General features: G+C 45.5%; 9 protein-coding genes. 3 read left to right on the top strand and 6 right to left on the bottom strand.

Annotation, left to right across the window (positions count from 1 at the left end; translation table 11 throughout):
* Positions 1–186 precede the first annotated feature (186 nt).
* Both map and PKF022_RS02890 read left to right on the top strand, forming a co-directional pair.
* The gene (map, locus tag PKF022_RS02895) at positions 187–1,074 is read left to right on the top strand and encodes a type I methionyl aminopeptidase (protein WP_348773181.1); all 888 of its coding nucleotides are present in this window, start codon (positions 187–189) and stop codon (positions 1,072–1,074) included.
* Positions 1,075–1,078: 4 nt separating this feature from the next.
* On the top strand, positions 1,079–3,676 hold the full coding sequence (locus PKF022_RS02890; protein WP_281777155.1) for a [protein-PII] uridylyltransferase: 2,598 nt from the start codon (positions 1,079–1,081) through the stop codon (positions 3,674–3,676).
* Here the strand turns inward: PKF022_RS02890 and PKF022_RS02885 are convergent.
* The 6 genes from PKF022_RS02885 to smc form a co-directional block, all read right to left on the bottom strand.
* Entirely contained in the window at positions 3,673–4,143 is a 471-nt protein-coding gene (locus PKF022_RS02885; protein ID WP_281777154.1) for an NUDIX domain-containing protein, read from the bottom strand. The two genes, PKF022_RS02890 and PKF022_RS02885, sit on opposite strands and share 4 nt — an antisense overlap.
* On the bottom strand, positions 4,140–5,360 hold the full coding sequence (locus tag PKF022_RS02880) for a multidrug effflux MFS transporter (protein WP_281777153.1): 1,221 nt from the start codon (positions 5,358–5,360) through the stop codon (positions 4,140–4,142). Before PKF022_RS02880 ends, PKF022_RS02885 begins: the two co-directional genes overlap by 4 nt.
* On the bottom strand, positions 5,350–7,008 hold the full coding sequence (locus PKF022_RS02875) for an FAD/NAD(P)-binding protein (RefSeq protein ID WP_281777152.1): 1,659 nt from the start codon (positions 7,006–7,008) through the stop codon (positions 5,350–5,352). Before PKF022_RS02875 ends, PKF022_RS02880 begins: the two co-directional genes overlap by 11 nt.
* A gap of 73 nt (positions 7,009–7,081) precedes the next feature.
* Positions 7,082–9,097: an NAD-dependent DNA ligase LigA gene (gene ligA, locus PKF022_RS02870; RefSeq protein ID WP_281777151.1), complete on the bottom strand. Its 2,016-nt coding sequence runs from the start codon at positions 9,095–9,097 to the stop codon at positions 7,082–7,084.
* Between the two features lie 9 nt (positions 9,098–9,106).
* Complete coding sequence (locus PKF022_RS02865) at positions 9,107–10,177, bottom strand: cell division protein ZipA C-terminal FtsZ-binding domain-containing protein (RefSeq protein ID WP_281777150.1); 1,071 nt, start codon at positions 10,175–10,177, stop codon at positions 9,107–9,109.
* Positions 10,178–13,699, bottom strand: coding sequence for a chromosome segregation protein SMC (gene smc, locus PKF022_RS02860; RefSeq protein WP_281777149.1), 3,522 nt, complete (start codon positions 13,697–13,699; stop codon positions 10,178–10,180).
* 174 nt (positions 13,700–13,873) lie between these two features.
* Between smc and dapD the strand changes: the two genes are divergently transcribed.
* Positions 13,874–14,701, top strand: coding sequence for a 2,3,4,5-tetrahydropyridine-2,6-dicarboxylate N-succinyltransferase (gene dapD, locus PKF022_RS02855; RefSeq protein WP_216231477.1), 828 nt, complete (start codon positions 13,874–13,876; stop codon positions 14,699–14,701).
* Position 14,702: the final 1 nt, after the last annotated feature.

The raw sequence follows: 14,702 nt of genomic DNA, 5'->3' as shown, positions 1-14,702 counted from the left end.
GTCCTAGCTGCGCTAAAAAGCGCCACCCTGGAAGGCTCAACTCGCGATTTCAAGTCCAAAATAGACCCGAGAACGAAATTATAGCTTAAATATCAATGCTCTAGCTACCTTTACCCCCAGGCAGAATATGAGGCTTGCCCTCAAAATAGCCTCCAGATCCCCTAAAAATGGGATATTTGCCTAAAAATTAGGCAATTTGAGCAAACCAAAACCCTCCAAGTCGTTGATAATCAAGGCATGAATAGTGTATTTACCGCAGAAAAGGACATCCAAGGGATGCGCGAAGCTGGCCGCTTAGCCAGCGAAGTTCTCGATCATGTGGCCCCTCACGTCAAGGCTGGGGTGACCACTGGAGAGCTGGATCGTATTTGCCACGATTACATGCGCGACGTCCAAAAGACCATTCCCGCCCCGCTGAACTATCAACCACCCGGCTATCCTCCTTTTCCAGCTTCAATTTGTACGTCTGTAAATGATGTGATCTGCCATGGCATTCCTGGCGATAAAGTTTTGAAGGCTGGTGACGTAGTAAATCTAGATATCACCGTTATTACCCCTGATGGTTATTACGGCGATACCAGCCGGATGTTCATGGTGGGTGAAGTTTCTGTCATGGCAAAGCGTCTCACACAAATTACTTTTGAATGCATGTGGCTTGGTATTGCTCAAGTTAAACCAGGTGCATCACTAGGTGACATTGGTCACGTGATTCAGACGCATGCCGAGAAAGCTGGCTACTCAGTCGTTCGTGAATACTGCGGCCACGGTATTGGCAAGGTATTTCATCAAGACCCACAAATTCTTCACTACGGCAAACCTGGCACTGGTGAAAAGTTAGAGGCTGGCATGACTTTCACAATTGAGCCGATGATTAATGCTGGCAAAAGAGATATTCGCACTATGCCTGACCAGTGGACTGTCAAAACAAAAGATCGCAGCCTGTCAGCGCAATGGGAGCATACCTTGCTGGTAACTCAGACTGGGGTTGAAGTATTGACATGGTCGGAAGGTAGCAACCCACCACCTGATTGCGTTAAAGGCTTGTCTTTTAGACCTGCTCTAGCAGGCGCATAAATTCATGAGTAAGCTCCAGGCAGCCAGCAATATCACTGATGCAGCTAGCCTGCGCGCCGCTCGCGAAGTTGCTTACGACGAGTTTAGAAAAACACAAGCAGTAGGTAAATTAACCAAACAACTTACCAAGATGAGCGATCAAATACTCGCCCATCTCTGGAGTAATAGCGGCTTAAAAAATGAAGCCGCCCTAATTGCCGTTGGAGGTTACGGGAGAAATTCTTTATTCCCCCACTCCGATATTGATATTCTTATTCTGCTGCCGGCAGAAGAAAAACAAGCCCTCGCTTTATCAAAGCAAGTTGAGCAATTTATTGCCAGTTGCTGGGATATGGGTTTGGAAATAGGCTCCTCAGTACGAAATGTTGCGGAATGTATTTCTGAATCCGAACAAGATGTTACTGTGCGTACCTCCCTTCTGGAGGCACGCTTTCTTTGCGGTAATAAGTCTTTATTCAAAGACTTTGCTAAAGCATTTGAAGCGGCCATGGATCCCAAGGCATTTTTCCAAGCCAAGCAAGCAGAACAAATTCAGCGTCACTACAAATATCAGAACACCCCTTACTCTCTAGAGCCAAATTGCAAAGAGAGTCCCGGCGGCTTGCGTGATTTACAAGTGATCTCCTGGGTAAGTAAAGCCGCGCTATTGGGTAATACCTTTAAGGACCTCCACGAGGCTGGGTTAGTGACACAACGCGAACTCACTGAACTCAACCGCAATCAACGATTTTTAGAAACCTTACGCGCCAACCTCCACCTCCTAGCAAAACGTAGGCAAGATGTTCTGGCTTTTGATTTACAGGCGCCCTTAGCAGCGTCTATGGGCATCAAAGAAGAATCCTCAAGGGTTGCTAGTGAAGCCATCATGCGCCGCTACTATTGGGCAGCTAAAGCAGCAACCCAATTGAACGATGTTCTATTGCAGAACATTGAGGCCATACTCTTCCCACAAGAATCTAAAACCACTCATCCCATTCCAGGCGAAGGTAATGAATACTTTATTGAGCGTCAAGGGGTATTGGATATTACCGACCCGCAGCTCTTTCAAAAACATCCAGAGCAAATTCTGAGAACATTCTTGGTATTTGCCCAAACATCTAATGTAAAGAGCTTATCGGCAACCATCTTCAGGGCCCTCTACAACGCCAGAACTAAGATGGATAGCAAATGGCGCAAAGACCCAATTAATCGCGCGCTTTTTATGGAGATCTTGAAGCAACCTGAAGGTGTAAGCCGCGCTTTTCACCTGATGAATCGCAGCAGCGTACTGGGACGCTACCTTCCAGCCTTCAGAAAGATTGTTGGGCAGATGCAGCATGACCTGTTCCATATATACACAGTCGATCAACACATCCTAATGGTGCTTCGCAATGTGCGCCGCTTCATGGTGGTTGAACACACCCATGAGTTCCCTTTCTGCAGCAGTCTCATTGCTCACTTTGAGAAACCCTGGTTGCTCGTCATTGCAGCCCTCTTCCATGATATTGCCAAGGGGCGTGGGGGCGATCATTCGCAACTAGGAAAAGCAGATACACGCAAGTTTGCCAAAGAACATGGCTTAGATAAGAAAGATACTGAGCTTTTAGTTTGGTTGGTGGCAGAGCATCTCTACATGAGTCAAGTTGCACAAAAGCAAGATATTACGGATCCTGATGTAGTCAAAGCCTTTGCCAAGAAGATGGGGGATGAGCGTCACCTAACCGCACTTTATCTACTGACGGTCGCCGATGTCCGCGGCACCAGCCCGAAAGTCTGGAATGCCTGGAAAGGCAAACTCCTTGAAGACCTGTATCGCGCAACGCTAAGAGTATTAGGTGGAGCTAAACCGGATGCCTCCTCAGAATTGGCTCAGCACCAAGAAGAATCGAAAGCAAAGTTGCGTCTCTATGGCATTAACGATGATGCTTATGAAGACCTATGGAAACAATTGGACGTTGCCTTCTTCCTAAGGCAAGACTCTTCCGACATTGCCTGGCTTACACGCCACCTATTTAATAAAGTTAATAGTGAGCAGCCAATTGTCAGAGCCAGACTGTCTCCAATAGGCGAAGGCCTGCAAGTAGCTGTCTACGTAAAAGACCAAGAAGATCTATTTGCCAGAATCTGCGCCTATTTTGAGAGGCACGGCTTCTCCATATGGGATGCACGTATTCATACGACGCGTCATGGCTACGCCTTGGATAGCTTCCAAATCTCCGGTAGTAACTTAGTAGATGAAGGCGGTAGTTATCGCGACATTATTCAGCTAGTAGAGTTTGAACTTACTGCTGCACTTACCAATAGCGAGCCATTACCAACCCCAAGTATGGGTCGTCTATCAAGACAGTCACGCACCTTCCCAATACAGCCCCGCGTGCATATGGTTCCAGATGAGCGAGGCAGATATTACACACTCGCACTGTCAGCAAGCGACCGTACTGGTTTGCTCTACACCATATCTCGAGTATTAGCGAAGCATCAGGTATCAATCCACACAGCACGCATTAATACTCTTGGCGAGCGAGTGGAAGACGTTTTGCTTCTTGATGCTGCTAACTTGGGTAAGAATCCCAAGTTACAGATTCAGCTTGAGACAGAGTTGCTAGAGGCTCTAGGGGCTTAATCCAATTTAGCTAAGGCGCGCTGGATTCGGATGCTTTCGATATCACCGAAAGTAAACCACTTACATTCAATATCTTCCGCTGATTGTTCTTGTTGCACGACTCGCAAGCAATAAAGTAGATCAATATGTAAATGAGCGCCCTCGCCCTTTTTAGGATTTTCAGGGATCTCGTGAATATCAATATCAATCGGATCTTGACTATCAGAATCTAGTTCGCAGACGTAGCCAGTTTCTTCATAAACCTCTCTAATTGCAGTTGCAATCGGAGAGTCACCTTCATCAATATGGCCACCAGGCTGGAACCAGCGCTTGATGTACGGATGAAAAATTAATAAAACCTTGCCATCCTGTACCACTAAACCGCTGGCAGTAACATGACCATCCAAATTTGCTCTTGAAAATGGATTGGCAGAATTCAAAATAGTTTTTATGCGTAATTTTTCATCAACCATCAACGTATTACTCATTTAACTAGGGGGTTCAATCTAATAAGTTGCTTACTAATCTCATGCCATCCATCAAATATACAAAACAGAATAATCCCAGTGGCTGCAATTAACATAATTAATGATGTGGATATCCAGGTCACATCCCCGATGATAGAAAGCACATAACCACAAATAGCCCCAAAGAACATCTCAATAGAATAGAAAAGACCCGAAATGAGGCCTATATTATTTTTAAAGGGCCTAGTAACCCCTGCTTGGGCAGCAGGAAAAATAATGCCAATTCCGAATAATGCGATAAAAACAAACAGTAACCGTACTTGAAGAGATTTAATTTCAAGTGAAGTCAATATATAGACAATTAAAGTAGCCATAAAAATAATTGCTCCAGCTAAAAAAACTAAATGTCTTAAATTTACGACTCCTATTTTCCAACGAATAAAAATTGTCCCAAAGATGAAGCCGCTAATAGTTGCTGAAAAAATGTAGCCATACTCAATAGCAGTAGTTTGATAAAAATCCCGAATCAATACTGGAGAAGAGGATAAAAAGGCGAAATAAACCATCCAGGCAAGGCTAATCACCAGGGTATAAAACATAAATTCGCGATGTCCTAGCAAATAAGAGTATTGGGAGATGACAGCTCTGACCCAGAAAGACTCCCTATCTTCGTGATTGACAAAACTCTCCCTCATATAAATATACAAAAATATAAGTGCTAGGAATGAAAAGATTGCCAATACAAGAAATATTACACGCCAGTCAAAATAACTCGTGATGTAAGCTCCTAGACTTGGCCCCAAAATGGGAGAAACAACCATTCCCGCAGCCAAATAACTTAATACTCTCACCTGGGATTGCTGATCATAAAGATCCCTGACAATAACCCTTGCAAGCAGGGTGCCACAACCTCCCCCAAGCGCCTGAAAAAAACGAAAAGCGATTAATTGCTCAATTGTGGATCCAAAATAACACCCGGCACTTGCAACACAAAAAACTGATAATCCAGCGATACAAATAATTCGACGCCCATAAATATCAGCCAAAATACCGGCAAGCAATAAGCTTAGAGAATAGCCAAGCATATAAGAAGTCAGGGTATTAGTAACATCAGAACTTATTGCACCTAGCTGCAAACCCATATCAGACATTGCCGGAAGGTAGATATCTGTAGCAATCATTGGCAAAATTACTAATGCCATAAGAATCGGTATTAAAAATCTTTCTTTATGAGGCATGGGATGTCTCGAATTGGGTAAAGCGGCTTATGTCTTGTCCGGCGCGCTGATGGCGAATCGCTTTGACTAAATGTCTAGCGACATTTTTTGCTCTAAGGGAGACCATGTCTAATGAACTAATAAAATAGTAAGTTCCGGAAGTAAGTTGCCCTATTGCATAAAAATGATTAGAAGTCCGATGAGTTAAGCTTTTGACAATAGAGGTCTCATAATCCAACATAATCCCACCATGTGGATTTTTTATAATCAGTCCAGATTTCAGCAAGTTTTTTATTAAAGCTGGCTCTGTATTGCCACCAATATCCCTGGATGGTCCCGTAGCATTGATTAGCCAATCACAATGGACTGAAGTGCCTGATATCGACCCCCTAGATTTTGCGACAAGCGCAGTGAACCTATTTCTACCGGAAGCATTAATCGCCCTTAGATTCGGGTAATGCTTAAGAATCCCCGCCTGAAACAGTGAATGTAGCTTGAGTGCAGTATGGGCCGGCAAGGGGACTCTTTTGGCTGCCCATAATCGATGGAATCGACTCATAAATAACTCTTTTCCTGAATTGGAGAGCGCATCCCAGTAGGCACCAATAACCTCGTCGGTCTTGATTGCCAAACCCTGCCAAGATGAGAAGTCAGACTCCCCTTTTAGTAAAGACTGCAGCCAACTGCCATAATCAACTTTTGAGGACCCAAAAAATTTATTCCAGGCTACTCCTGTCAATAAAAATTCTTTTCTTGCCAATCTCAATACCTGTCGCAAAGATACGCCATGTTTATTTTTGCTTTTTAAAAGCGTAAGGTTATCTAATGTCAAATATTTCAACTGATATTGTTGTTCTTGATACCTTATCAATGGAAAATTTAAGTCTCTTGTAAGGAAATTAATTGGGCCTCGATGGTTTAGATTGGCCAGCACGACTGCGATGTCAGCCGCAGTAAGTTGAGACCCAATAATGCCAACACTATCAAACTTTTTGATGAGTCTTGAATAGTTATTTATTGGATATGGATTATTGACATATTGACTCTTCCCGCTCATATTAAAAATATCTTGGGGCGAAGTATTGCCAATGCATAAAATTACGCCATTGAATACTTTTGATCCCCCTCCAAGGGTAATGACATTGAATTTATCGATATCCAACATTTCAACGTCGACCACCTCTAGGTTAATTAATTCAATATCAACACCCAACTTTTCAAGAGCAAAGATTGCATCATCTAGTCGACTTTTAAGATACATGCCAAAAAATTGACGCGAAATATATCCGTATGGAGCAACCCCCAATCGGGACATAATATGATCGCTGCTGGTTCTATAGCCACCTTTGAGAGTCCACTCCCAAAAATCTCTCGCATGATGTGAAAAAATTGATGTGGTTGAGCTGGTCATATTCATTAATAGCTCATCGCTATCGCATTGGTAGGCAAAACCAGGCCCGAAAGCAGTGTTTTTTTCAAAAATAGTTATTTTGAGATCTTGATTAATCTCTGAAGATAGATATTCACTCAATCCAAAGAGTGTTGCTACAGCTGCTGCACCACACCCAATAATTGCGATCTGGAAGGCGGCACCACTCGCCCGAAGACATGAGTCATTGTGAGAGCTAAATAACTTGTTTAAAGGTTTGTCTACTGAATTACTTCCCATATATCCCCTTCAAAGCTTTGAGCTTATCTAGAGAGGGGGAGATTGACTACCTGATATTTTTGTAGGAAATCACCTACTTAAGTAATTCCAACATTGCCGCTTCATCAATCACCGAAACGCCCAATTCTTCTGCTTTCGTGAGCTTGCTGCCAGCATCTGTTCCGGCAACGACATAGTCTGTTTTCTTTGAAACTGATCCCGCAACCTTGGCACCTGCCTTCTCTAGAAGATCTTTAGCTTCATCTCTTGTCATTGTTGGGAATGTGCCGGTCAGCACAAAAGTTTTACCTGCAACGGCAGCACTAATCACTTTTTCCTCAACTGCAAGCTGCATTCCGGAGGCTAAGAGTTGCTCAATTACTTCACGATTGTGGGCCTCTTGCATGAAACTCGTGATGGAGTCAGCAACTACAGGGCCAACATCTTTTACTGTTAGTAGGTCTTCGAGATTTGCATCCATTAATGCATGCATCGACTGATAGTGATTGGCTAAATCCTTGGCAGTGGTCTCACCCACGTGACGAATACCCAAGGCAAAGATAAATCGGGCTAAGGTAGTATTTCTAGATTGGTTAATTGCTTGAATGAGGTTATCTGCTGACTTCTCGCCCATACGTTCAAGATTGGCTAGCGCTGTGAAGCCTAATCTGTAGAGGTCTGCTGGTGTTCTAACCAAATTGTTATCCACCAACTGGTCCACAATCTTCTCGCCTAGGCCTTCGATATCAAGCGCTCTTCTATGAGCAAAGTGAATTAAAGCCTGTTTGCGCTGAGCCCCACAGAAGAGTCCGCCACTACAGCGTGCTACAGCCTCATCTGCTAAACGCTCGATATGAGAGTCACATACCGGGCAATTTATTGGCATGACAAATTCTTTTGCATCTACTGGACGGCGATCCTTAATTACCGAAACCACCTCAGGAATTACATCACCTGCTCTACGAACAGAAACAGTATCCCCAATGCGTACATCTTTACGTTTGACTTCATCTTCATTGTGTAACGTGGCATTGGTAACAGTAACGCCACCCACTTCAACCGGGGCAAGTCTTGCCACTGGGGTAATTGCACCTGTACGGCCCACTTGTACATCAATACCCAAGACGGTGGTTAGGGCCTCTTGCGCTGGGTACTTATGAGCCAACGCAAATCTAGGAGCGCGCGAGACAAATCCCAACTTACCTTGCTCGGCGAATGAGTTCACTTTATAGACAACGCCATCAATGTCATATGGTAATGAATCCCTTTTAGCGCCTATCTCGTTATAGAAGGCCAAGATCTCTTCTACTGAGTGCAACACTTTGCGCTCAGAACACACTGGTAAACCCAAATCTACGTAGGTATTTAGCAACTCTTCATGAGTTTTGGGTAGCCAAGACTGCGGCTCTAGGGCGCCTAATCCATAAGCAAAGAATGACAGCGGTCGTTTTGCGGTGATCTTCGAATCTAATTGACGCAGGCTACCTGCTGCTGCATTACGGGGATTGGCAAACTCCTTCTCACCCAACTCTGCTGCCTGTCGATTCATCTTCTCAAAATCTTTTAGATACATAAAGACCTCGCCACGAACCTCTAGGACTTGTGGAATGTTTTTTCCAGTGAGTTTGAGCGGAATAGCACGAATTGTTTTGATATTGGCCGTGACATCTTCACCACTAGCTCCATCACCACGAGTGGCAGCGGTTACTAATGAGCCGTTTTCATAACGAAGAGAGATAGCTAAGCCATCAAACTTCAGCTCACCAGCATATGTCACATGATCTGTATGGAGTGCCTCACGGCAACGACGATCAAAAGCAATCAGCTCGGCATCTTCAAAGGCATTGTTTAAGGAGAGCATGGGTACCGCATGGGTAACCGAATCAAACTCTTTTAATGCTGCCCCACCTACACGCTGAGATAAGGACTCGGGGGTGATCCACTCTGGATGAGCAGCCTCAATATCCAATAACTCGCGATAGAGGCGGTCATACTCAATATCAGGCAGGAGTGGATTGTCTAGAACGTAGTAAGCATGCTCAAGGCGGGCGAGCTCGGCTTGCAAGAATGCGTAACGCTCCGCTAAATTTGTCGGACTATTGGACGACAAAGTAATTTCCTAGCTAAAGAGTCTGCTGGATGTAGAAGATCCAGCAGGAATGCCGGATTTCTCAAGATTGGCATAAAGAACATCAAGGTGCTGACGAATGCTTATTACCGCAGCTTCACTTAAGTTAATACCATTGTCATCTACCAAGCGGCCATGAGCAGCTTGTGCAATCTCCACACCTTCAGAGAGCATTCTTTCAAATGCGCGCTCATCTTGCGGAACTAAAGGAACTTCTAGTAACAAAGTGACTTGAGTTACGGACTTATTTGGATCCAAGTCAGCGCTATTGAAAAGTACTAAGCCTTTGCTGAGGTATTCATATTGGCGTCCGTTGCGAGATAACTTGAATCCCCTTTGACGCATCAACGCATCAAAGTTACCCCAAGGGCATGGCTCGTCAAACAGTACATTGATACTCAATTGAATATCACTCTCCGCAGCCATCACATCTAACTCTTTAGCGCTTTCCAACATGGTACTAACGCTAGGCATATCAATTTGTGATCCCAAAGTTTCAGCAAGAGCCTGGGTACGAGAGCAGAAATCAGAAAGCTCCAAAACACCAATTGGACCTTTACGACTAGCTAACTGAATGGCTAGCTGTAGCTCTGAATAAGATCCTTCAGACTTTAATTCTTCCCAATCTTCAGCAGCATCAACATCCGCGTTTAAACCTTCGCACATCCAACGCGCTGTAGATTGGGCTTCAAGGTCGGTCCAAGCATTAATTTCCGCCAAAATTTCTGCGCCGCTGATGGCCTCATCAAAACGCAAGGTAATAACGCAATCGATACGCGGATCAATCGCGAACTTTTCTGGGGCGGAGATTGTGGTTAAGGACTCACCAAAACTTGGCTCTGCTCTACCAGAGATATCGGCGTCTGCAAAACCTTGGATAAAGCTAGGCTCACGCGAAAAACGATCATCCAAAGCATATTCATTTTCTTTTGCTTTGCGACGTGCACGAGCGTACTTAATGTTCAGAATAGCGACGGCTATCAGAATTAGAAGACCAATAACGGCCAGCGCCAATTGCAAATCAGACAAACCCAACATCGTCATGATTTGTTCTACATACATTTAGGCAGCCTCTACCATTGATACCGCAGAAGAGATATCCACAGCAACAATGCGGGATACGCCCTGCTCTTGCATCGTGACACCAATCAATTGATGGGCGATTTCCATAGTGATCTTGTTATGTGAGATAAATAAAAACTGTGTCTTATCTGACATTTTGGCAACTAGATTTGCATAACGCAAGGTATTTGCATCATCCAATGGTGCATCAACCTCATCCAGCAAACAAAATGGAGCTGGATTCAAAAGGAAGAGTGAGAACACTAGGGCAATAGCAGTCAAAGCCTTTTCACCACCAGAGAGGAGGTAAATAGAGCTGTTTTTCTTGCCAGGAGGCTGCGCCATCACCTGAACACCGGAATCCAAAATCTCTTCGCCTGTCATCACCAACTCAGCATGACCGCCACCGAACAATTCAGGGAACAGTTTTCCAAAATGGCCGTTAACTTGATCGAAGGTACCTTGCAATAAATCACGGGTCTCTGCATCAATCTTGGCAATCGCATCCGTCAAAGTCTGCATCGCCTCATTCAAGTCGGCAGATTGTGCATCTAAGAACTGTTTACGCTCACGCGAACTTGACAACTCATCTAGAGCAGCCATATTGACTGGGCCTAGTGACTGAATCTCTGTATTCAAGCGATTCACTTCACTCTGCAATGCGCCAACCTTCAGATCAGGGCTGAAGCTTGCTTCAAGCGCAGTGAGATCAGCCTCAGCATCAGACAATAAAGTAGCAAATTGCTCAAAGTTCAAACGTGCAGCTTGTTCACGCAATTGCAGATCCACCACTTTGTCACGCATTGGCTGCAAACTACGCTCCACTTGCATGCGAGACTCATCTGCTTCACGCAATTGATGGAGTAAAGCATCTTGCTCAGTACGGGCATTTGCCAAAGCTGCTTCGCGTGCACTGCGTGCTAGCAATAAGCCCTGCAATTTATCTTGCGCTTCTTCATCGCTCAAAGTTTCGAGTTCTTGAGCAGCGGCATCATGCTTATCTTGGATCTCCATGATCTGAGTACGCGCAGTACTTTGATCGCGTTGCAAGTCAGCAATACGCTGCTGCAAAGAGCGTGTAGCAAATGCCGCCTCTTGTGCAGCCATCTCAGCAGCACGGAGCGATTCACGTAAACGATCGCGTTCTTCGGTAGAACGCTCCAACTTCTCTTGTGCAACCTGCAAGGCTTCTTGTAAGCCCTGTTTTGATTCTTCTGACTCAAGTAACTCGGCAGCCGACTGCTCTTGAGTCTGGGCTAATTGCTCCATTTGCTGACGCAATTCACCTAACTCGCCCTGAATTTGCGCTGCGCGTTGACTGTATTGTTCTTCAGCCTGAGTCAACTGCATTCTTTCTACTTCAAAGCCATGCGCTTCTTGAACAGCATGCTCTGCATTCTCACGAGCTTGTTCTGCAGCCTGATGCGCTGCTTGATAGTTAGCAACACATTGGTCTAACTCACCCTTCAGCTCGCTTTGCATGAGCTGCTGCGCGCGCAACTGCTTCTCAAGACTTTCCATCTCTTGAGCACGCGCCAACATACCAGCCTGCTCAGAGTCAGCAGCGTAAAGTTGCACGCCAACACGGCTAACTAAATGACCTTGTTGAGTCACAAATGCACCGCCAGCAGGTAATTTTTCGCGACGATGTAAAGCATCTTCGAGGCTGCTAGCAATATAAATATTGTCCAACCACTCTTGCAATACTGAAGTGAGTCTTGCTGCGCCTGCGCTTTGCACGCGGCTCAATAATGGCGTGAAGTCAGCGGGAGCGGATGTATGCGCCGGAGTAATTTCTTCGGTTAGCAAAATTGCCAAACGACTTGGAGGCGCATCATTAGCCAAGGCCAATGTTTCTTGGGCACTCTTTGCAGTAACCGCAGCTAAACGCTCACGTAATACTGACTCAAGTGCAGCTTCCCAGCCACTCTCAACTTTGAGCTCTTGCCAAAGACGCTTGCTTTCCTTAAGGCCCTTGCTCTCTAGCCAAGGTCCAATCTTGCCTTGTGCCTGAACGCTAGCCTGCAAGGCTGTTAATGCGGTTAATTTAGCTTCGGTTTGAGCTAAATCCTGATTTGCTTCCTGAATTTTTTGCTGGGCAGCGTTACGCGCTTCATCAGCAGCAGGAACGCGTTGCTGAGTTTCAACAGCACGATTTTTGGCTTCTTCCACTTTGCGAGCAGCCATTGTTTGACGATCAATTGCCATCTGTAAGGCTTCAGCATCTGGACGACGCAGGCCATCGAATTCACCAACAAGGCGAGTTTCGCGCCCTTTCAATTCATCTGACTGAGCAGACATTGAGCGAAGACGTTCGCCCAAACTTGCCAAGCGTTGCTCAATTGAAGCCAATGCATCGCGTGCACTATTTAGCTCGCGTGAGGCATTTTGATATGCCTCTTCACGGCCTGGCATCTGCTCTTGCAAGCCATTTAAATCTGCTAATAGTGTTTGCTCTTTTTCGGCAGCTAAGGACAGCTCATGCTCAGTAGTGCGCTGCGCTTGCGCTGCATCAGTCTCTTGCACGGTCCAACGTTGTAACTGAGCTTGTAAATCTTGGGTTTGTTGCTGCAAACGCTGACGTGCTTCTTGCACATAATGAATCTGCGCTTCAACCTGACTTACATCAGAATTGGTTTGATACAAATCGCCTTGTGCTTGTGAAACTTTATCTTGTAATGCGTACTGCTGAGTTCGCATTGTCTCGAGCTCAGCCTCGGCATGACGGAGCTTTGCAGTCTGCTCTTCCAAGCCCACTTGGGTGTCGCGGATGCCATTGGCATGACGCTCTTGCTCTTTACCAGCCTCGGTCTGACGCACAAACCACAACAGCTGCTGTTGTGATTTCATTTGCGTAGAGAGTTCGGCGTGACGCTCAGCAACAGTCGCTTGTTTTTCCAAACGAGTGAGTTGTTGATCGAGTTCGCGCAAGATGTCTTCAACGCGAGTTAAATTTTCTACGGTATCTTCTAAACGTGATGCGGTTTCTTTGCGACGCTCTTTATATTTAGAAACACCAGCAGCTTCTTCCAAGAACACACGCAACTCTTCTGGCTTCGCTTCCAAAATGCGGTTGATCGTACCTTGACCAATAATCGCATAACCTCTTGGACCCATACCGGTGCCCAAGAAAATATCTTGAATATCTTTACGACGTACCACTTGGTTATTCACGTAGTAACTAGAATTTCCATCACGAGTTAAAACGCGTTTAATGCCTAATTCAGTAAAAGCACTCCACTGACCTTGAGCACGTCCTTCAGTGTTGTCAAAAATGAGTTCCACACTGGCGCGACCAGATGGCTTGCGTAAACCTGAGCCATTAAAAATTACGTCTTGCATGGATTCACCGCGCAATTCGCTAGCGCGGGATTCGCCTAAAACCCAGCGAACGGCGTCAATAATGTTCGACTTTCCGCAACCGTTAGGACCCACAACGCCAATCAATTGGCCAGGCATTTCAAAATGGGTTGGGTCTACGAAAGACTTAAAGCCGGAAAGTTTGATGGATTTCAGTTGCACGGCGTACTTTGCAGGGAAAAAAGAGGTTCAAATAAAGGGGTAAAAATTAAAGCTAAAGTGGGAAGATGATAGCAAGCTTGAGGGTGCTTAGACGTGTTTTTGCCCCATCTATATAATGATAAATCTACCCCCAGGGACAAAATCCCTTAACAATCTGATAGTTAACTAAAAAGCATGAGCCAATCACCACAAAACATCATTGAACAAGCCTGGGAAAACCGCGCAAACCTCTCCCCAGATAGCGCCCCCGGGGATGTCCGTAATGCCGTAAATGCGGTCCTAGAAGGTCTGAATGCCGGCACTATCCGCGTGGCTGAGCGCCGCGACGTAGGCAAGTGGGAGGTTAATCAGTGGGTCAAGAAGGCTGTTTTGCTCTCTTTTCGTCTTGAAGACAATAAACCCATGAGCGCGGGTGGATATACCCAGTTCTATGACAAGGTTCCAAGCAAGTTTGAAAACTACACAGCGGCCGACTTTGCTGCTGGTGGCTTCCGGGTAGTACCGCCTGCCGTAGCGCGCCGCGGCTCATTTATCGGCAAAAATGCCGTTTTAATGCCCTCATACGTCAATATTGGCGCCTATGTAGGTGAAGGCACCATGGTTGATACCTGGGCAACTGTAGGTTCTTGCGCTCAAATTGGTAAAAACGTTCACCTTTCTGGTGGCGTTGGTATTGGCGGTGTTCTTGAGCCTATCCAAGCTGGCCCAGTCATTATTGAAGATAACTGCTTCATCGGCGCCCGCTCAGAAGTAGTTGAAGGTGTAGTTATCGAAGAAAACGCCGTTTTATCTATGGGCGTCTACATTGGTCAAAGCACCAAGATCTATGATCGTGAAACTGGTGAAGTGCACTACGGTCGCGTACCAGCAGGTTCTGTCGTAGTTCCAGGATCACTTCCATCTGCATGTGGCAAATACAGCTTGTATGCGGCAATCATCGTGAAGAAGGTTGATGCCCAAACACGAGCAAAGACTGCCATTAACGAATTACTTCGCGATTAAG

Origin of the sequence: Polynucleobacter sp. KF022, from assembly GCF_027924105.1 — a bacterium.
GTDB lineage: Bacteria > Pseudomonadota > Gammaproteobacteria > Burkholderiales > Burkholderiaceae > Polynucleobacter.
The sequence above is the reverse complement of the archived record's forward strand: the minus strand, read 5'-3'. Positions and strand labels throughout refer to the sequence as shown.